At 29.7% G+C, this 19,185-nt stretch carries 19 protein-coding genes; 16 read left to right on the plus strand and 3 right to left on the minus strand.

Annotated features, from left to right (window positions below; genetic code table 11):
* The first annotated feature begins 288 nt into the window (after positions 1-288).
* The 9 genes from CQA42_RS06280 (at position 289) to CQA42_RS06320 (ending at position 10,003) form a co-directional block, all read left to right on the plus strand.
* The gene (locus CQA42_RS06280; RefSeq protein WP_115583815.1) at positions 289-1,740 is read left to right on the plus strand and encodes a peptidylprolyl isomerase; all 1,452 of its coding nucleotides are present in this window, start codon (positions 289-291) and stop codon (positions 1,738-1,740) included.
* Complete coding sequence (gene ftsA / locus CQA42_RS06285) at positions 1,737-3,089, plus strand: cell division protein FtsA (protein WP_115583816.1); 1,353 nt, start codon at positions 1,737-1,739, stop codon at positions 3,087-3,089. Before CQA42_RS06280 ends, ftsA begins: the two co-directional genes overlap by 4 nt.
* 14 nt (positions 3,090-3,103) lie before the next feature.
* Complete coding sequence (gene ftsZ, locus CQA42_RS06290) at positions 3,104-4,234, plus strand: cell division protein FtsZ (protein WP_181881512.1); 1,131 nt, start codon at positions 3,104-3,106, stop codon at positions 4,232-4,234.
* A gap of 50 nt (positions 4,235-4,284) precedes the next feature.
* Positions 4,285-4,899, plus strand: a complete 615-nt coding sequence (locus CQA42_RS06295; protein WP_115583818.1) for a GDSL-type esterase/lipase family protein — start codon at positions 4,285-4,287, stop codon at positions 4,897-4,899.
* 52 nt (positions 4,900-4,951) lie between these two features.
* On the plus strand, positions 4,952-5,380 hold the full coding sequence (locus CQA42_RS06300) for a hypothetical protein (protein WP_115583819.1): 429 nt from the start codon (positions 4,952-4,954) through the stop codon (positions 5,378-5,380).
* 254 nt (positions 5,381-5,634) lie between these two features.
* The gene (locus CQA42_RS06305; protein ID WP_115583820.1) at positions 5,635-6,504 is read left to right on the plus strand and encodes a YihY family inner membrane protein; all 870 of its coding nucleotides are present in this window, start codon (positions 5,635-5,637) and stop codon (positions 6,502-6,504) included.
* Positions 6,505-6,654: 150 nt separating this feature from the next.
* Positions 6,655-7,146, plus strand: a complete 492-nt coding sequence (gene nrfH / locus CQA42_RS06310) for a cytochrome c nitrite reductase small subunit (RefSeq protein WP_258865583.1) — start codon at positions 6,655-6,657, stop codon at positions 7,144-7,146.
* A gap of 28 nt (positions 7,147-7,174) precedes the next feature.
* Positions 7,175-9,001, plus strand: coding sequence for an ammonia-forming cytochrome c nitrite reductase subunit c552 (locus tag CQA42_RS06315; RefSeq protein WP_115583822.1), 1,827 nt, complete (start codon positions 7,175-7,177; stop codon positions 8,999-9,001).
* A 90-nt stretch (positions 9,002-9,091) separates the two neighbouring features.
* A complete protein-coding gene (locus CQA42_RS06320) occupies positions 9,092-10,003 on the plus strand; it encodes a hypothetical protein (protein WP_115583823.1) in 912 nt (303 codons plus the stop codon).
* Here the strand turns inward: CQA42_RS06320 and CQA42_RS06325 are convergent, their stop codons facing one another.
* Entirely contained in the window at positions 10,004-10,417 is a 414-nt protein-coding gene (locus CQA42_RS06325) for a prepilin-type N-terminal cleavage/methylation domain-containing protein (RefSeq protein ID WP_115583824.1), read from the minus strand.
* Positions 10,418-10,567: 150 nt separating this feature from the next.
* Here CQA42_RS06325 and CQA42_RS06330 point away from each other — a divergent pair, with 150 nt between their 5' ends.
* The 7 genes from CQA42_RS06330 (at position 10,568) to CQA42_RS06360 (ending at position 17,606) form a co-directional block, all read left to right on the plus strand.
* A complete protein-coding gene (locus tag CQA42_RS06330) occupies positions 10,568-12,223 on the plus strand; it encodes a type IV pilus twitching motility protein PilT (RefSeq protein ID WP_258865584.1) in 1,656 nt (551 codons plus the stop codon).
* An 83-nt stretch (positions 12,224-12,306) separates the two neighbouring features.
* Positions 12,307-13,635 (plus strand): MATE family efflux transporter, encoded by a 1,329-nt coding sequence (locus CQA42_RS06335; protein ID WP_115583825.1) that lies wholly within the window; start codon positions 12,307-12,309, stop codon positions 13,633-13,635.
* A gap of 1 nt (position 13,636) precedes the next feature.
* A complete protein-coding gene (locus CQA42_RS06340) occupies positions 13,637-14,281 on the plus strand; it encodes an HAD family hydrolase (RefSeq protein WP_115583826.1) in 645 nt (214 codons plus the stop codon).
* A 170-nt stretch (positions 14,282-14,451) separates the two neighbouring features.
* Positions 14,452-15,012, plus strand: coding sequence for a pyruvate flavodoxin oxidoreductase subunit gamma (locus tag CQA42_RS06345; RefSeq protein WP_115583827.1), 561 nt, complete (start codon positions 14,452-14,454; stop codon positions 15,010-15,012).
* Positions 15,013-15,022: 10 nt separating this feature from the next.
* Entirely contained in the window at positions 15,023-15,415 is a 393-nt protein-coding gene (locus tag CQA42_RS06350; RefSeq protein ID WP_115583828.1) for a 4Fe-4S dicluster-binding protein, read from the plus strand.
* A gap of 10 nt (positions 15,416-15,425) precedes the next feature.
* The gene (locus CQA42_RS06355; protein ID WP_115583829.1) at positions 15,426-16,649 is read left to right on the plus strand and encodes a 2-oxoacid:ferredoxin oxidoreductase subunit alpha; all 1,224 of its coding nucleotides are present in this window, start codon (positions 15,426-15,428) and stop codon (positions 16,647-16,649) included.
* Positions 16,650-16,661: 12 nt separating this feature from the next.
* Positions 16,662-17,606, plus strand: a complete 945-nt coding sequence (locus CQA42_RS06360) for a thiamine pyrophosphate-dependent enzyme (protein WP_115583830.1) — start codon at positions 16,662-16,664, stop codon at positions 17,604-17,606.
* A gap of 36 nt (positions 17,607-17,642) precedes the next feature.
* Here the strand turns inward: CQA42_RS06360 and fabI are convergent, their stop codons facing one another.
* The gene (fabI, locus tag CQA42_RS06365; RefSeq protein ID WP_115583831.1) at positions 17,643-18,467 is read right to left on the minus strand and encodes an enoyl-ACP reductase FabI; all 825 of its coding nucleotides are present in this window, start codon (positions 18,465-18,467) and stop codon (positions 17,643-17,645) included.
* Between the two features lie 2 nt (positions 18,468-18,469).
* Positions 18,470-19,156 (minus strand): triose-phosphate isomerase, encoded by a 687-nt coding sequence (locus CQA42_RS06370; RefSeq protein WP_258865585.1) that lies wholly within the window; start codon positions 19,154-19,156, stop codon positions 18,470-18,472.
* Positions 19,157-19,185: the final 29 nt, after the last annotated feature.

Consider the following 19,185-nt stretch of genomic DNA (forward strand, 5'->3'; position numbering starts at 1 on the left):
TTCAAAATCTCATAAATCACAAATTAAGTTATGTATGAAAGAATTTTTAGATTGTATAAAATATTTTCTTAAAGTATTTTAAGAAAATATCTAGTTATTATGTCCAAATCGAAATAAAAAATATACAGATTCTACTATGCAATGATTAAAATCTTTTGTATCTTTGCTTATATTTTGATAATAAATCTAGCAAATTAGACTCTTTTGTGCTAGAATGGCATATTTTTAATTATTGCAAAAGATTATGCTTTATAGTCAAATTTTAGTTTAGGAACTTAGGTAAAATTTATGATTACTTGGATGCAAAAGCACAAAAAATACCTTATTGTAACCGTATGGATAAGCAGTATTGCATTCATCGCTGCTACTATGGTTGGTTGGGGTGCTTATAATTTCTCTTCATCAGCCTCTAATGTAGCAAAGGTTGGAAATATAGATATCAGTATTAATGATTTTCAAAGACAATATCAAGATATATATAATAGATACAATGAACAATATCAAAAAGTCTTAAATCAAAATCTAGATGAAGAGCAAGCAAAAAAGATGGGGCTTGAAAATGAAGCATTACAGATACTTATAGATAGGGCATTGTTAGAAAATTTTGCTATAGATTCTGGTATTAGAATAAGCAATGAAGACATAGCAATAGAATTGCAAAGCTTTGATATTTTTAAAGAAAATGGAAAATTCTCAAGAGAAAGATATGAAGAATTTTTACGCCAAAGCAGAATGAGGGCTGCGGACTTTGAGAATCTAATAAAAAAAGATTTATTTATAAAAAAAATAATCGATTCACTTCCTAGTATGCTAACTCCACTAGAACAAGAATTATTCACATTGCCAAATCGATTAGAAGATAGAATCTCTATTGAAATCATTAATAATGTAAGATTAAATATTACAAATGATGATTTACAAAAATATTACAATGAAAATAAAGATAATTATAAAAAGGATAGAGAATTTGAAGTAGAAATAATAGAAACTAAAATAGAAAATAAAGAAATAGTAGAAAGTGAGTTAGTTGCTTATTATGATGTAAATAAATCAAATTATACAAAAGATGGTGAAATATTAGACTTTAATAATATTAAAGATGAGGTAAAAAAAGATTATCAAAAAAGGGAAGCACAAAAAGATGCTTTAAAAACATATAATGATTTTAAAGCAAATAAAATAAATGGCGATAAGATAACCATTAGCGAAGTAGATATAAATAATGAAATACTAAATGCATTAAATACTGCAAAAGAAGGTGATATTATAAAACCTATGTTTAATGGTGATAAGTTTGTAACAATTAAGATTCTAAAAAAACTTCCACAGCAAACAAAAAGTTTTGATGAAGTAAAAAACATATTAAAATTAGATTATGAAAAAACAGCAAAACAAGATGCAATCAAAAAAGAAGCAGAATCTAAACTAAATGTATTTAAAGGTCAAGATATAGGTTTTATATCTATCGACAAAACAAGACAAATAAAGAATCTAAATGAATTTGAAGTGCAACAATTATTAAATAAAATATTTACTTCAGATTCTAGAAATGGGTATTTATTATTACCAAATAAAGCGATTTTATATAAGATTACAGAACAAAGAATTGTCAATAAAAAAATTGATAATAAGGAATTGGAAGTATTTAAAAATATTAAATACAATCTAATGGAACGCGCAATACTTGATTTTTTATCTAAAGAATATAAAATAATAAACAATCTTAAAAAGGATTCGTGATTTTGGAAAAAGTAATTCTTGGTATTGATATAGGATCTTCAAAAATATGCTCTCTTATTGCAGAGATAAAAGATGGAGTTCCACATATCATTGGAATGGGGATTCAACCAGCTCAAGGTATAAGAAAAGGCACAATAACAAATATAGAACAAGCAAGTAAGTCAATTAGAGAGTCTGTAAATGATGCAAAAAGGATTGCCGGAGTTAATATCTCACAAGCAATTATCTCAATATCTGGTTCATATACAAAAAGTATAAATAGCAATGCAATAACAAATAATTCAAATAAAGAAATAGGAATTCAAGAAATAAATAGGGCAATGAATACAGCCTTATATAATGCAGATATACCAAATAATTATGAAATGTTGCATACACTTCCTTATTCATTTAAGGTTGATGGTGGCGAATATGTTGATAATCCATTTGGCATGAATGGTGCTAGATTGGATGTATCTACACATATTATTGCCGCACAAAAAAATGGGCTTGAGAATCTAAAAAAAGCTGTAAGAAATGCTGGCATAGAAGTAAGCGATGTCGTATTAAATGCTTATGCATCATCAATTGCAGTTTTAACAAATGAAGAAAAAGAATTAGGTGTAGCCTGTATTGATATGGGAGCAAGCAGTTGTGATATTATGATACATTATGGAAATGCTATGAGATATAATTATTCCTTAGGTGTTGGCTCAGCACATATTACAAAAGATATAGGAACAGTTCTAAATATCACACTAACAACAGCAGAAGAATTAAAAAGAAAACATATAACATTATATGATTTGACACCAGAAGATATTTATTCGGTATTGGAGATTCCATCAGAAAACAAAAGTATTCAATTAGAGACTTTGCATGGTGTTGTTACATCTCGTGTATCTGAAACATTAATGCTCATTGAAGAGATTATAGAACATAGTGGTCTAAGAAATAATCTTGGTGCTGGTATAGTTATCACTGGCGGAATGGCTAGCATGAAAGGTCTAGCAGAAATAGCTTTGAATATATTCAAAGGATTACCTGTTAGAATCGCAAGCCCTAAAGACATAAATGGCTCATTTGATATACTAGATCCATCATATTCAACCGCTATAGGATTGATATTATATGGTTCTGGTAAATATACTAATTATGAACTAGATGCAAATAAAAAACTAAGATATAGCAATCAAAGTAAAACTACAGATAGTTCAAAATCATACGATCCAAAGGATAGTAATGATTTAAGCGATTTAAAAATCATAAAAGATGAAGAAACTAAAGTAGAAAAAGAAAAAATTGATATAAAACTAAAGAAAAATACAGCTACAGAAAAAATTGTAGAATGGTTAAAAAATTTATTTTAAAAGAGGGGTATTTGATGGATATAAATATAGAAGAACTATCTCAACTAAATGAAGTAAAAATTACTGCTATTGGTGTAGGTGGCGGTGGAAGTAACGCGATAAATCACTTAAGTATCCATGGTGTTTATAATACTATAAACCTAGTAGCCATCAATACAGATAAACAGCATTTAGATAAAACAGAATCTCATGTAAAACTGCTTATTGGAGAAAAGATTACTAGAGGATTTGGTGCTGGAATGGATCCTTCAATTGGGCAAAAAAGTGCTGAAGAAAGCTATGAACAAATCAAAGATATAATCAAAGATTCAAATATTGTATTTATTGCTACAGGTCTTGGTGGCGGAACAGGAACTGGTGCATCACCCGTAGTAGCAAAAGCTGCGAAAGATATCGGGGCACTTACAATAGCAGTGGTTACAAAACCATTTAAGTTTGAGGGGGAAAGAAAAGAAGAGGTAGCAGAAAAAGGCATAAGAGAATTAAAAGAATTTGTAGATGCAATTATTGTAGTTCCAAATGAAAAGCTACTTGCTACAGTAGATAAAAAATTAGGAATGAGAGATGCATTCAAACTTGTTGATAATATACTAGCACAAGCATTAAATGGAGTATCATCGATTATTTTAAATAGTAGTGGTGGTGGTATAAATGCAGATTATGCTGACTTGGAAAGAGTTATGCAGCATAAAGGATTGGCATTAATTGGTGTAGGCAATAAGACAGGTGAAGATTCTGCAATAGAAGCGGTTAAAGAAGCTTTAGAATCTCCATTGCTAGATAATATCGATATAAAAGGCTGTAAAGGCGCTATTTTATATTATGAAATAAATGAAAATTATCCAATATATGCTATACCTAATGCAAATGAATTAATACAGCATAAGTTAGATCCAAATGGAATCTTTAAATTTGCTTACTCATTTAATAATGAAATACAAGATGACCAAATAAAAGCCACTCTAGTTGTAACAGGATTTGAAAAAGAAGTAGTAGTAAAAGAACCAAATGAAAACAATAATTCTGTAAATATTAAAAATGCAACACCACAAAGTATTAGATTGCGAAGAGTAAGTGGATCAAATGAAAGTCTATTTGAAGGGGATTTAGAAACTCCTTCTTTTCTAAGAAATCAAAGAGATTAATTGAATGCTAAATATTTTATTATAAAAGTTATTTGCTAAAAGTAACATAGATGAAATATTTAGTTATTTTTGCCATAATTATTATGGCTGTAATCTACATAAATAAAGGCAATACAAATAATCATATATGCCAATTAAAAGGTGAAAATATAATAACCATAGGTGATAGTATCGCAAATGGTTTTGGAGTAAATAGTAATGATAGTTTTGCTATAAAAAGTGCAAAGCTATTAAATAAAAATCCAATCAAAATGGGAATAAATGGCGAGACAAGTGCTGGATTATTAATGCGAATAGATAAAACACTAAGTAGCATAGATAATATTGCTGCAATATTTATATCAATTGGTGGTAATGATTTTTTAAGAAATATAGATAGAAATATAACAGAATCTAATATTGATAAAATTGTAGAAAATTCAAAAAAATATACAAATTGCATTGTATTACTTGGAATCCCAAGTAGTGTTAGTGGTAGCATACTAGGAAATGTATCACCAATATACAATAATATTTCAAAAAAATATAATATACTCGTAGAATCTAAAAGTATGGTAGAAATTTTAAAGGATCGCACTCTAAAAGTTGATCAAATACACCCAAATGAAGCTGGGCATAGTATGATTGCAACAAATATCGCAACATTGATAAAAAACAACAAATAAACTTTCTTAACTCTATTTGAGTTTAAAAATTTACTTCAAAAAGGAAAATATAATGAAACAAATTATAGGTTTAGGGCTTATAGCTCTTTTAACAAGTAGCATATTAGCTGAAGAATATCCAATGGAGTATTTTAGTATAGAAGATGCTATGCAAAGCGAGCTATTTAAGAAACTTGATCAAAATATAAGTTTTGAATTTAGCACAGATTCCGTATATGACAATGATATTATTGTCAAAGGAGCAAAAACCAAACAGGCAGCAAAAATAGATAATAGGAGTAATCAAGAAGCATGCAATGAGGCATTATTTAAAGCATTGCTAAGATTTCAAAAAAGAGCATTAAAAGAAGGTGGCACAAAAGTAGTCAATCTCACAGGCTATGCCTATAAAGAAAATCACGATAACAAGAGCACTTTTCAATGTGTTATAGTCCCAAACAAAAAAAGTGTAGTCTATCTAAAAGGTGACATTGCTAAATAAAACTTAAGTTTAACTAGCACATTTAGCTTTTATAGGTGGTAAAAGATAGAATAATACCTACTACAGTTTCTAAACTTATTACTTATAATGCTGGTTGAGACCCTTATTTAGCCCCATTAAATTAAATAGAATTATTGCACTTAATACAGCTGTAATCGATAAAATCCTAAAAAATATTTCAAAAATAACCCATGATTCTAGCCAAACACTAGAATCTATATATAATACTATTTCAAATTATCAAAGGATAAGAGATGACAAATAGCATTAAAAATGCATTAGGACGAATAAAACAAATATCTAAAACAATTAAAAAAGCTTATATAGGTATAAAAGAAAGAATAATTGAATTATTAAGCTTTTTTAATAATGTAGAAACTTATGCTGCTTCATTATCATTATACTCACTATCTGCTATAGTGCCTTTGATTATTATTATACTATCGATACTGCTTTCAATACCAAATTTTCAAAATGAAGTAAAATACATAAAAGATATGATTCTATCAAATATATCTCCAACAAATACAGATGTAATAGCATCACACCTAGATCAATTTATGGAAAACTCAAAAACACTTGGAATGAGTGCTTTTGTATATGTATTTATCGCATCAATACTATTTTTTAGGAATCTAGAAAATATATCATCAAAATTATTTGAATCCAAAAAAAGGACTTTTTTTGATGCAATTATTGTATATTGGGCATTAATAACATTATTTCCACTTGGAATGGGATCTTCTCTTTATTTTAGTTTAGAAGTGCAGACATTAATAAAAGATATGAATTTATTAAATCTATTTAATTTATTGCCATATATATCAATATGGGTAATATTTTTTATATTATTTAAGATTCTAGCAAATAAACCATTGCCACTTTTTTCACTAATGTTATCATCATTTATCACTATGGTTGTATGGAGTTTATTAAAATGGATATTTGTATATTATGTATTTTTTAATAAAGCCTACACAACGATATATGGTTCTTTTTCTATATTGATGTTTTTTATACTTTGGATTTATTGTTCTTGGATTGTAATATTATATGGAATGAGATTAACTCAAGGATTGATTACAAATTTTGGTGGTAAAAAAGATGACAGCATGATGATATAAAAGAAATATCATCATTAATCAAATATAAACATTTTCTTGATAATTTCTACATTATTTTTCACAAATTTGATTATAGTCAAGAATCTAAATCATATTAAAAGTATCATTATAAAGTATTTTATTCTTATAATTTAATACATGGGGGAGATTTTGGAGAACAATCAAAATAAAAAGAAATTTTCCATTATTACTATAGCGACTATAATAGCAGTTACTTTCGTTATCGTGATAGGGGCATATACATTTTATTATGCAGAAGGATTCTCATACTTTAGTAACAAAAGTGAAGCATGTAATAATTGCCATGTTATGAATGAAGTATATGAAGATTGGAGAAATGGAAGCCATAGAGAACACGCTACATGCAATGATTGTCATATACCGAATGAATTCATATCAAAATGGATGACAAAAGCACAAAGTGGTATAGGTCATGCGTATGCATTTACATTCAAAGATTTACCAACGGTGCTTAGTGCAACACAAAAAAGTAAAATTGATGTACAAAATAATTGCATTCGTTGTCATTCAGAGATAGCAAGCAATGTAGTGAATCCTACTACAAAGAAAATTCATAATTATGATAATTCATTAAGTTGCGTATCGTGTCACAAAAATGTTGGACATCTAAGAAACTTTTAATCTTTTAACTTAATACGGGAGGAAAATTATGTCTAAACAAAAATCATTAGTAATGCCAATAGTGCTTACAATAGCAATTATTATAGGTGTTGCGATTGTAGCATTACTAATAAATATTAGCACTAAGAAAAATGAAACAATGTCTCTTGCACCAAAAAGCTTTGTAGAGCTAAGTGACGACAATCCTACATTTGATTATTGGGGAAAAAACTATCCAGAATATCTTGATATGTATTTAAAAGTTGAAAAAGAGCAGCCACATTCAACAAATTTTGGTGGGAATTTAGCATATAGTAAGCTGATTAGATATCCACAATTAACAATTCTTTGGGCAGGATACCCTTTTAGTATAGATGCAAATGAAGAAAGAGGACACTTTTGGATTCAAGAAGACCAAATGAAAACAGCAAGAAACAATAAAGATTTCTTAAATGCTCATGGTTTCAAAGCGTTTGGAGGACAGCCTACTGCTTGTATGAACTGCCATAGTGGTTGGTCACCATGGCTTTACAAAAATGCTTCAAAAGGTGATAGTATGGAAGAGAAGTGGGTTTCATTCAACTCTACAAAATATTGGACTATGATTAAAAATGTCCCAGAAGTAGAAGGAGTAAAAGATCATAGTGGTATTCATGGTGGAACTAGAATGGGCGTAACATGTGCTGATTGCCATAATCCACAAGATATGACTTTAAGAATCACAAGACAAGGATTGATAAATTCTCTTGCAATGCGTGGGTATGAAAAAGATCCAGTGCAAGGAATAAAAGCTGATAGAAATGAAATGAGAACATTAGTTTGTGCTCAATGCCATGTTGAATATTACTTCAAACCAACAGGAAATAAAGTAACTGTTATGGGAGAATCTATTGCAAGCGATTCAAGCAAAAAATGGTTTGATGGCACACAAAAAACTTATGATGAATTTGATTCTTGGAGAGATGGAAACAAACCTACAGAAATACAAGTAGATGGAATAGAGCTTGTATTCCCTTGGAGTGCTTGGGAAAAAGGTAAACCATTTAGAATAGAAATGTTTGATGAGCATTATGACAAAGTGAGGAACTTAGAAGGTGGTAAAGCATTTAAAGCTGATTGGACTCATAAAGATACAAAAGCTCCTATGATTAAGATTCAACACCCAGAAACAGAGCTTTATAGTGGTAGCGTTCATGCTGCTAATAATGTAAGCTGTGCAGATTGTCATATGCCTTATATCAGAAAAGGTGCTAAAAAGGTTACACAACACAATATTACTTCGCCTTTATTTGATATAAATAGTTCTTGTAAAACTTGCCATAATCAAAGTGAAGAATATTTAAAAAATCAAGTTGCAGATATTCAAAAATCTGTTGCATTTGACTTAAGAAGTGCAGAATATGCTACTGTTAGCTTGATTTGGGATATTAAGAAAATAAGAGATGAATTAGGCAAACAAGGCAAAAATGATGAAGAAATCAACAATATCCTAAAAGAACCATTAGAACTTCATAGAAAAGGACAAATGAGAGGTGATTTTGTTGGTGCTGAAAACTCTACAGGATTCCACAATCCAAGAGAAGCTAGTAGAATGCTATTACAAGCAGTTGAAATGGCAAGACAAGGTCAAAGTGCACTAGCTGTAATTGCTGGTAAATACAATATCGAATACAAACCAAGTAATGCAACTTTTGAAGATATTCAAAAATTTAATCCAGGAGAGATTAAATATAAAGTCGATATGAATGGTCATAAAGCAGGAGATAGATATTATGAACATCTAAATGTAAATGGTAATCCTCCAAAAGAGTTATTAGAGTTAGATAAAAATGTCAAACCTTATGTGCATACAAAAATTGATAATCCTGTAAAATAATTTTGATATGGGAATCTTCCCATATCAACCCACTTTAAAAATAACTTCGTTATCATTACCTTATTTATTAAATCAACAATTTAGGCTCAGATGAGAAAAAGACTTGTATTTATTATATTTTTTATTATCTCTGCTAGTGGGGTATTTGTATTTATTGCAAATGAATATACAAAAAGGCTTGAAAAAAATGCAATAGAAGCATATATGCAATCCATACAAAATGAACTAAAAGAATATTCTCTTGATATGATAGCATCAGATGTTGAGTGTAGAGGCTTTATAAAACATACATGTAAAATAAATAATGCCAGAATCTATAATAATTTAGAAATAGATCTAACAGATATCACTCTCTCAATAAAAAATATATCATATAACAATATTAGCGTATTAATTAATATAGGTAAAATAAGTCATAATAATTACAATCCTTTTTTGTCACTACTCCCTAATAAATTTCAATACACTCTAAATCTACACAAAGTAGATTCCAAACTTGGATTTGTAATGTTAAAACGATCTGTGTATTTCAATTTTGATAGTTTTGATATGAATGCAAATCTAGATTTATTATTAAGAGAGAAAAAAAATAGTAATAAAAGCATCTTTTATATATTAAAAGAATGGTTTGATAACACAACTCCGAGCTTTTATGAATATAGTATAGACAATCTAGCAATGCGACTAAATGCAAAAGATGGTAATTATAAAAATAATAAATTAATCATCAATATATTAAAAACACTAACCAATAAAATAGATAAAAAACAATTAAATAATAACAAGCTGGCGTTAAAATATTTAGATGAATTGATAAATAGTGCCGATAAAATAATAGATAAAAAAGCAAATGAAGTTACATTAAATGTAAGAAGAAAGAATCCTGATATATCATTTTTTAATTTACTAAACAAAGAAGCAGCTACAAAGAAAAGTCTCGAAATTATAGAAATTATAAATTCCATAAATGAGACTTATAATATAAATTTACAAACAAAATAGTTATTTTGCTTTACCTGTTAATTTCCTACATGATTCATCATTCACATTACAAGTAAGGACTGGTGATTTTGTATTAGGATCAGTTGTAACAGTTAAAGCAACACTAACAGATCTAATATTAGCAGTCACGCTACTAGCACTATTTACTTTAAATGAGCAATTATCACTATTATTGTTTTCTAAAGTTTTTAGATATGTTAGTGTATCAGCAGCATTTATTGTAGCTCCTTGTAAAAATTTTTTTGTGTATTCTCTTGATAAAATTGTTTCAGTTTCAGATAGATTTGCTCTAAGTTTTGCAAAACACGCATCATCTCTACTAACTGAAAATCTAGGTAAAGCAATAGCAGTCAATACACCAACTATAACAATAACAAACACAAGTTCTATCATACTAAAGCCAACTCTTTTCATAGCTAATCCTTAAAATTTTACTCATTTATTTAATATTTGTTTATATTGTAATTAAATATTCCTTAATATTATAACCATTTTAATTAAATTTACATTTTAATTAAATTTTAATAAAATTTAACTAGCAACTTAAAATAAAAGAGGAATGGAATGGAATCTAATATACGATTAAATAATCAAATAACTACATCAACACCAAAAATAAATACTATTGATGTATTAGCAAATGCAAAACCAATAAGACTAAATAATACACCGCAAGAGCAAGAAAACATAGTAGATATAATAAAAAAAGAAGGACAAATCAAACAAACTCCGATACAAAATAACCAACCTCTACAAACCAACCAATCAATGCAAAATAGCCAAGCTAAACCAATAATCAAAAAAACAATACAAGAAAATACGATACCTAATCCAAGTCAAACAATAATAAAAAAAATAGATTCCATACAAATAGATAGTATAAGACAAAAAGCACCAAATCAAATTGAAGTGCCAATGACACCACAAATAAATAGCCAAATAAAACAAGAAATACAACAAAACACAATGCCATCTAGTAATCAAGTAGAATCTAAAAAACCAATTAACAATATACAAAATAAAGATAATTTAACAAGAACCCCATTACCAAGCAGTATGGCAGATTATGATATATCTCAAATGACGGTTGATATTGATAAATTAGATTTTCATATGACAAAGCACATTAGAGGCTATCTAAAAAAACTAGTCAAAGTTGGTGGAAGCGATCTGCATATAAAAGCTGGTAGCCCTATTAGAGCGAGAATAAATGGTGATATTGTAATTTTTAGTGAAGAAATTATTAGCAAAAATGATGCACTAACATTTGCAAAGGAATTAACAAGAGGAAGATTTGGTGAGCTAGTAGTCAATAAAGAAATTGATATGACATATATTTATGATCAAAATATAAGATTTAGGGTTAATATTTTCTTTCAAATGGAAGGTGTATCTTTTGCCTTTAGGACGATACCAACCACACATAAAACAACAGAAGAGCTAGGATTGCCTGATGCAATAAGAAAGATTGTAGACATGGAAAGAGGATTGGTGCTAGTTACAGGTATAACAGGCTCTGGTAAATCAACAACACTAGCAGCTATAATAAATGAAATCAATCAAAAAAAAGCAAAACACATAATAACAATAGAAGACCCGATAGAATTTGTCCATAAAGATATAAAAAGTATGTTAAATCAAAGAAGTGTTGGAATGGATACAAATAGCTTTGCAAAAGCACTGAAAGCTGCTCTTCGTGAAGATCCAGATATTATTCTAGTTGGTGAGATGAGAGATATTGAGACAATAGAAATGGCGCTCCATGCAGCAGAAACTGGACACTTGGTATTATCTACATTGCATACACTTGATGCAAAAGAAACAATAAATAGAATCATCTCTGTATTTCCAACTAGCGATCAAGCAAGGATTCGAGCTATGTTAGCAAGTGTTCTTGCTGCTATTGTATCACAAAGACTTCTAAAAGCAACAAGTGGAGGCAGGGTTGCGGCTGTTGAATTATTATTTAAAACACCAAGGATAGAATTAATCATAAGTGAAGGAAGAGATGGCGAGATCTTAGAAGCTCTAGCTGAAGGAAAAGAAATATATCAAACTCAGACTTTTGACCAACATTTATTTGACCTTGTAATAAATGGCATTGTAGATGAAGAGGTTGCTATGGAAAAAGCTACATCTCCATCAGATTTAAAACTTAGACTTCAAAATGTAAATTTTGCAGGACAAAGTAAAGATGATACAATCTCAATCAAACAATAAAACTAGAATCTAAATCTTTAAGATTCTAGAATTTTTACTTCGTAGTTTATGATACCCATGCACTAAAAACAAAAGAAATACTTATGACAAAAGATCTTATAAATACGCCTATTTTAAAATTATTTTTATCTTATTTTATGCCATCATTTATAAGCATGTTTGTATTATCAACTTATGTAATTGTAGATGGAATCTTCGTTGGCAATGGTATTGGAGAAATAGGACTTGGAGCTATTGGGCTAGTAACGCCTATATTTTCATTATTTATTGGGATTGAGCTGTTATTTGGTATTGGTGGAGCAGCACTTGTTAGTATGTCGCTTGGTAAAAACAAACCTCACAAAGCAAGGATAATATTTAGTTCAATTATTTATTGTTTAGCTTTTCTTGGAATCTTATTGTCAATCATTATGTTTCTTTTTAGAAAAAAGCTAGCTTACGCACTTGGAAGCAATGATGAACTTCTAGATTATGTTATGCCATATTTAAATGTAATTATCATAGGTAGCACAATAATACTACTACAATCCACATTATGCACATTTGCAAGAAATGACAAAGCACCAAATTTAGCGATGATTTCATTTATATCTGGATCAATTATCAATATAATATTAAATTATATATTTATTTTTATTTTTAAATGGGGTATGTTTGGAGCAGCATTTTCGACTATACTTGGGCATTTTTTTGGATTATTAATAATTTTATGGCACTTTATATATAAAAAAGGTGATTTATATTTTATAAAAATATTTAGTTTTAGGGCATTAAATCTTGCGATAAAAAGTGGCATATCTCCATCTATGACAGAATTTGCTTTTGGATTTACAATCGTACTGATGAATATATTTTTGATAAACTTAGAAGGAGAAAAAGGCGTAGCAATCCTTAGTATCATTATGTATATTGGTGCAGTTTGCTTTGGAAGTATATTGTCAATCTCACATGGATTACAACCAATAGCAAGTTATAATTTTGGTGCAGGAAAAATAGATCGCACACTAAAAACACTAAAAATCGGTATGATATTTGCAATAATTATGGGTGTAATGATATATATAATCTTATTTTTTGGGATTCCATATATTGCAAAAATCTTTCTAAAAAGTGATACAACAATACTAGATGATTTAATATTTGCTGTAAAAATATATTTTCTTGGATATTTATTTCTTGGCTCAAATGTAATAATCGCTGCATTCTTACAAGCAACAGGCAGGAATATAAGCTCTATGATTGTTTCAGCTGCACATAATTTAGTATTTATGATGATACTTTTGCCTATTTTTGCATATTTCTTTAGAGTAAATGGCATTTGGGCTAGCTATCCAGTATCGCTATTTTGTGCTTTTATCATTGGAATCTATATTTTAAAAAAAGAACTAAAATACTTCAAATCTAGGGAATAAAATGCAAAAGATAATCTTATTTGATATGGATGGAACACTAATAGATTCTACAAATGCTATCTATCAAAGCTTTTTACAGGTATTTAATGATAATAATATGCCATTATTGAAAAAAGATGAAGTAGCAAGATTTATTGGATACACACTAAATGATATGTTTAGATTCTTTGGAGCAAAAGAAGAGAATATAGAAAAATATTGCCAAGAATACAAAAACCACTATATAAAAATATGCAACAAGCACACAAGCCTGCTACCTTCTGCGCTAGATTCTATAAAACTAGCAAGCACTTTTGCGATTTTGGGAATCGTTACGACAAAGTCAAGCAAATCTAGCAGGGAATTACTAGCAAATTTTGGTATAGACAAATATTTTCAAACAATTATTGGCAGAGAAGATGTAAATCACACCAAACCGCATAAAGAGCCGATACTAAAAGCTCTAGATTCTATAAATTTAAAAATTAGCAATGATAGAATCTATATGATTGGTGATACTATACTTGACTTAAATGCAGCAAAAAATGCAGGGGTTGTAGGCATAGGAACTTTAAGTGGATATGGAGAAAAACAAGAATTAGAAAAAATAAGCCCATATATATTTCAAAATACACTTGAGGCAGTAAAATTTGTGCAGAATCTATAAAATAAATATATTTAATTCTTATTCTTCCAAAAATAAACATAATTTAAAATCTTTTGCAGACAAGCAACCAAAAACTATAGCTTAATGTTATATAATTAACCATTTAATAAAAAATCTAATTATATTTTTTATTAAAATAGTTTGATAACATTAATCTTTAGGAGTGGATTATGCTGGAAATTAGATGGCACAGCCGTGCAGGTCAAGGAGCAGTAACCGGAGCAAAAGGACTAGCTGATGTGGTATCTGGGACTGGAAAACAAGTCCAAGCATTTGCATTTTATGGTTCTGCAAAAAGAGGTGCGGCAATGACTGCATACAATAGAATTGATGATGAAGCAATAATAAATCATGAAAAATTTATGAGTCCAGATTATGTATTGGTTATTGATCCAGGGCTTACATTTATCACAGATATTTGTGAATTTGAAAAAAAAGATACAAAATATATCATAACAACACATTTAAGCAAAGAAGAATTGTTAGCAAAAAAACCAGAGCTGAAAGATAAACAAGTATTTATTGTTGATTGCATAAAGATATCACAAGAGGAGATAGGCAGTCCGATACCAAATGCGCCTATGCTTGGAGCTTTTATAAAAGTATCTGGATTGCTAGATTTAGATTTCTTTTTGCAATCTTTTAAAAAAGTTTTAGGTAAAAAGCTTCCTCAAGCAGTTATAGATAAAAATATGGTAGCTATCACAAGAGCTTACAACGAAGTAAAATAAGGAGATATTTATGAAAAAAGGTTGGAATGAATTTGAAATAGGATCTGTATTATTTCCATTTGAAGATTCTGGAAGTGAAAATCTTTCTAAACAACAAGAATCTAGAAACTACACAGAAAATAACTCTTACAAGGCAAGTGTAGCACACTGGAGAGTAAGCAAACCTGTATTCAATAACGATCACTGCATAAATTGCTTTACTTGCTGGTTGTATTGCCCTGATAGTTCAATACTTGTTAGAAATGAAACAATGCAGGGTGTAGATTATATTCATTGTAAAGGTTGTGGAATTTGTTCAAGTGTATGTCCTACAAATCCTAAATCACTACTTATGTATAGCGATTATGAAGATAATGATGAATTAATCAAACAATGGCCACAAAAAGAAGAAAAGAAAAAATAAGGGGGAGAGAATGGCTTTAAAAATGGAATTGCAAAAAACAGAAGTTTGGGATGGAAATATGGCTGCTAGTCAAGCTTTGCGTCAAGCACAAGTAGATGTTGTAGCAGCATATCCTATTACACCATCTACTCCAATTGTTCAAAACTATGGAAGTTTTGTATCTAATGGGTATATAGATGGAGAATTTGTAATGGTAGAATCTGAGCATGCTGCTATGAGCGGCTGTGTAGGTGCTGCTGCTGCCGGAGGAAGAGTGGCTACTGCTACAAGTTCTCAAGGTTTTGCATTGATGATTGAAGTATTATATCAGGCATCTGGAATGAGACTTCCAATATTATTAAATCTAGTAAATAGAGCTTTGGCTGCACCATTAAATGTAAATGGAGACCACTCTGATATGTATCTAAGTAGAGATACAGGATGGATAAATCTATGCACTTATAATCCTCAAGAAGCTTATGATTTTAATCTTATGGGCTTTAAAATTGCTGAAGATTTAAGAGTAAGAGTGCCTATTATAATAAATCAAGATGGTTTTATATGCTCACATACTGCACAAAATGTAAATCCTTTGAGTGATGATGAAGCCTATAAATTCATAGGAGATTATAAAAAATATAATGCTATGCTTGATTTTGATAAACCTGTCACTTATGGCTCACAAACAGAAGAAGATTGGCATTTTGAACATAAAGCACAATTACACAATGCTATTATGAATTCAAAAGTTGTTATTAAAGAAGTATTTGATGAGTTTGCAAAACTAACTGGTAGAAAATATAATATTGTTGAAAAATATGATAGCGATGATGCAGATTTAATAATAGTAGCACTTGGAACATCAGTAGAATCTGCAAAATTAGCAAGTAGAAAAATGAGAGAAAAGGGATTTAAAACTGGTGTCGTATCAATAAGAACATTGCGTCCATTTCCATATATTGAGCTTGGAGATGCACTAAAAAATGCAAAAGCAATAGCAACCTTGGATAGAAGCCTTCCAGCTGGTGCTATGGGTATGCTATTTAATGAAGTAGCTGCAGCAATCTATCAAGCACAAGGAACTACACATCCTATCATCTCAAATTATATATATGGTTTAGGTGGAAGGGATTTAACCCAAAAACATTTAGAATATGTTTATATGCAATTAAATGAAAATGCAAAAGCTAAAAAACTAACACACCCAACACAGCAATTTTTAGGAATTCGTGGAAAAAGTTTAGGATTTTTTTGATAGGAGATAGCAATGACAAGAGAAATTAAAAATTTAAAACAATTTTCAAATGTGGCAGAGAGATTTGAAGGTTCGCATTTATTATGTCCAGGTTGCGCACATGGTATGATTGTCCGTGAAGTGCTAAATGCGGTTGAGGGTCCTTTGCTTATTGGAACATCAACTGGTTGTCTTGAAGTATCAACTGCCGTATATCCATATACTTCTTGGAATGTGCCTTGGATTCATATTGGATTTGAAAATAGCTCTACTGCTATATCTGGTGCTGAAGCCATGTATAAAGCATTGGTAAAAAAAGGTAAATATAATGGAAAGAAACCAAAATTTGTAGCATTTGGCGGTGATGGCTCTACTTATGATATAGGATTCCAATGGATTAGTGGATGCTTTGAGCGAGGACATGATATAACTTATATTTGCCTTGATAATGAAGTATATGCAAATACAGGCGGACAAAGAAGCGGTTCTACTCCGCTTGGTTCTTCAACTTCAACTTCACCTGCAGGAAGTGTAAGCTATGGTAAAAAAGAAAAGAAAAAAGATATATTGCTTATTATGGCTGCACATGGAGCACCATATGTAGCTCAAGTGGCTCCAAATAAATGGAAAGATATGAATAAAAAAATAAAAAGAGCACTTGATACAGAAGGACCAACTTTTATCAATGCAATGAGTGCCTGCACAACAGAATGGAGATTTAGCTCTAATAAAACGGTGGAAGTTAGTGATTTGGCTGTAGATTCTTTAGTATTTCCACTATTTGAAATTATTGATGGAAAAGAGTTAAATATCACATATAGACCAAAAAATATCATTCCTGTTAGAGATTATCTAGGTGCTCAAGCGAGATTTAAACACCTATTTAAACCAGAAAATGAACACATAATCGAGCAATTACAAAAAGATGTAAATAATAGATGGGAATACCTCCAAAGAAGAGAGGAAGCAAAAGTATAATTTTTATTAGAATCTAAAAAGATTCTAATAAAGTTTTTATTCTTTATTATTATTATCCCATGAGATTTTTATCTTTCCATCTTCTACCTCTGTAGCACACATTCCCATGATATTGTATCCCGCATCGACATAATGCACTTCACCTGTTACACCGCTTGAAAGTGGAGATAATAAATACATAGCAGAATTTCCAACCTCATCAATACTTACATTTTTCTTTAAAGGTGAATTTACTTCATTCCATTTTAATATCAATCTAAAATCACCTATACCGCTTGCAGCAAGAGTTCTAATAGGACCAGCTGAAATTGCATTTATTCTAATATCTTTATTTCCCAATTCATATGCTAGATATTTGACGCTAGATTCTAATGCAGCTTTTGCAACACCCATAACATTGTAATGTGTGATATATTTTTGTCCGCCTAGATAGCTAAGTGTAACAATTGATGCTCCTTTATTCAATACTGGCAACAATTCCCTAACAAGCTCGATTAAAGAATATACAGAAATTTCCATTGCGATTTTAAAAGCATCTTTTGTAGTATCTAAAAAATCTCCATCCAAAGCCTCCCTTGGCGCAAATGCTACACTATGGACCAGAAAATCAAGTGATCCAAAATCTTTTTTTATAGATTCTCGTAAATTGCTAAAATGCTCTTTTTGTGCAACATCAAGCTCATAAATATATTTGCTATTAAATTCACTAGCGATAGGCTCTACCCTTTTTTTGATACTATCATTTACATAAGTAAAAGCGAGATTTGCACCTTGGTTAAAACAAGCTTTTGAGATTCCATATGCTATTGATTTATTATTTGCTACACCAACAACTAAACCTTTTTTATCTTTTAAAAACATTTTTACTCCTTAATTATTTGATAAAATTTATCTACATCTAAACTAGCACTACCTACCAAAACACCATCACTAATTTTTAAAATATCGCTTGAATTATTTTCATTAACACTGCCTCCATAAATAATAGGTGCATTGCTAATATCACGCAAATATCTCACACACTCGCCAATTTGCTCTAAAGTCGCATTTAGCCCTGTGCCAATAGCCCAAATAGGTTCATATGCTATTATTAGATTCTTATAATTTGTATCTATGGCTTTTAATTGAGATTCCAAGAACTGGAGATATTTATTATTTTTTCGCACATCCAAACTCTCGCCAATACAATAAAAAATCCTAAAATTTTTATTCTTAAAATAATTAAATTTTCTTGCACATATATCATCATTTTCAAAGAATAGATTCCGCCTCTCACTATGACCTATCAATATAGTATCAATATCAAACTCTTCTAAATGTAATAATGATGTCTCACCTGTAAATGCTCCGCTATTGCTATCATTGCAATTTTGCGCCCCTAGCGTGATATATTTGTAATTATTTTGCACTAATGAAGTATTTGATGGAAATATATATATTTGTTTATTATCACAGATTCTAGAATCTAATTTAGAATCTAAAGCATTTAAATACTGCAAACTTGCATTTCTAGTCAAATTGGATTTAAAATTTCCAGCTATAACTTTCAATATCGACTACCTTATGTAAAATTATTGTA

Source organism: Helicobacter sp. MIT 99-5507 (assembly GCF_003364295.1).
GTDB lineage: Bacteria > Campylobacterota > Campylobacteria > Campylobacterales > Helicobacteraceae > NHYM01.

Bases quoted from the DNA above. Each gene is read 5' to 3' on its own strand.
- CQA42_RS06335 (WP_115583825.1), top strand. From the start codon at position 12,307: ATGACAAAAGATCTTATAAATACGCCTATTTTAAAATTATTTTTATCT.
- CQA42_RS06295 (WP_115583818.1), top strand. From the start codon at position 4,285: ATGAAATATTTAGTTATTTTTGCCATAATTATTATGGCTGTAATCTAC.
- CQA42_RS06305 (WP_115583820.1), top strand. From the start codon at position 5,635: ATGACAAATAGCATTAAAAATGCATTAGGACGAATAAAACAAATATCT.
- ftsZ (WP_181881512.1), top strand. From the start codon at position 3,104: ATGGATATAAATATAGAAGAACTATCTCAACTAAATGAAGTAAAAATT.
- fabI (WP_115583831.1), bottom strand. From the start codon at position 18,467: ATGTTTTTAAAAGATAAAAAAGGTTTAGTTGTTGGTGTAGCAAATAAT.
- CQA42_RS06325 (WP_115583824.1), bottom strand. From the start codon at position 10,417: ATGAAAAGAGTTGGCTTTAGTATGATAGAACTTGTGTTTGTTATTGTT.
- CQA42_RS06340 (WP_115583826.1), top strand. From the start codon at position 13,637: ATGCAAAAGATAATCTTATTTGATATGGATGGAACACTAATAGATTCT.
- CQA42_RS06355 (WP_115583829.1), top strand. From the start codon at position 15,426: ATGGCTTTAAAAATGGAATTGCAAAAAACAGAAGTTTGGGATGGAAAT.
- CQA42_RS06300 (WP_115583819.1), top strand. From the start codon at position 4,952: ATGAAACAAATTATAGGTTTAGGGCTTATAGCTCTTTTAACAAGTAGC.
- CQA42_RS06330 (WP_258865584.1), top strand. From the start codon at position 10,568: ATGGAATCTAATATACGATTAAATAATCAAATAACTACATCAACACCA.
- CQA42_RS06350 (WP_115583828.1), top strand. From the start codon at position 15,023: ATGAAAAAAGGTTGGAATGAATTTGAAATAGGATCTGTATTATTTCCA.
- CQA42_RS06360 (WP_115583830.1), top strand. From the start codon at position 16,662: ATGACAAGAGAAATTAAAAATTTAAAACAATTTTCAAATGTGGCAGAG.
- CQA42_RS06345 (WP_115583827.1), top strand. From the start codon at position 14,452: ATGCTGGAAATTAGATGGCACAGCCGTGCAGGTCAAGGAGCAGTAACC.
- CQA42_RS06315 (WP_115583822.1), top strand. From the start codon at position 7,175: ATGTCTAAACAAAAATCATTAGTAATGCCAATAGTGCTTACAATAGCA.
- CQA42_RS06280 (WP_115583815.1), top strand. From the start codon at position 289: ATGATTACTTGGATGCAAAAGCACAAAAAATACCTTATTGTAACCGTA.
- CQA42_RS06320 (WP_115583823.1), top strand. From the start codon at position 9,092: ATGAGAAAAAGACTTGTATTTATTATATTTTTTATTATCTCTGCTAGT.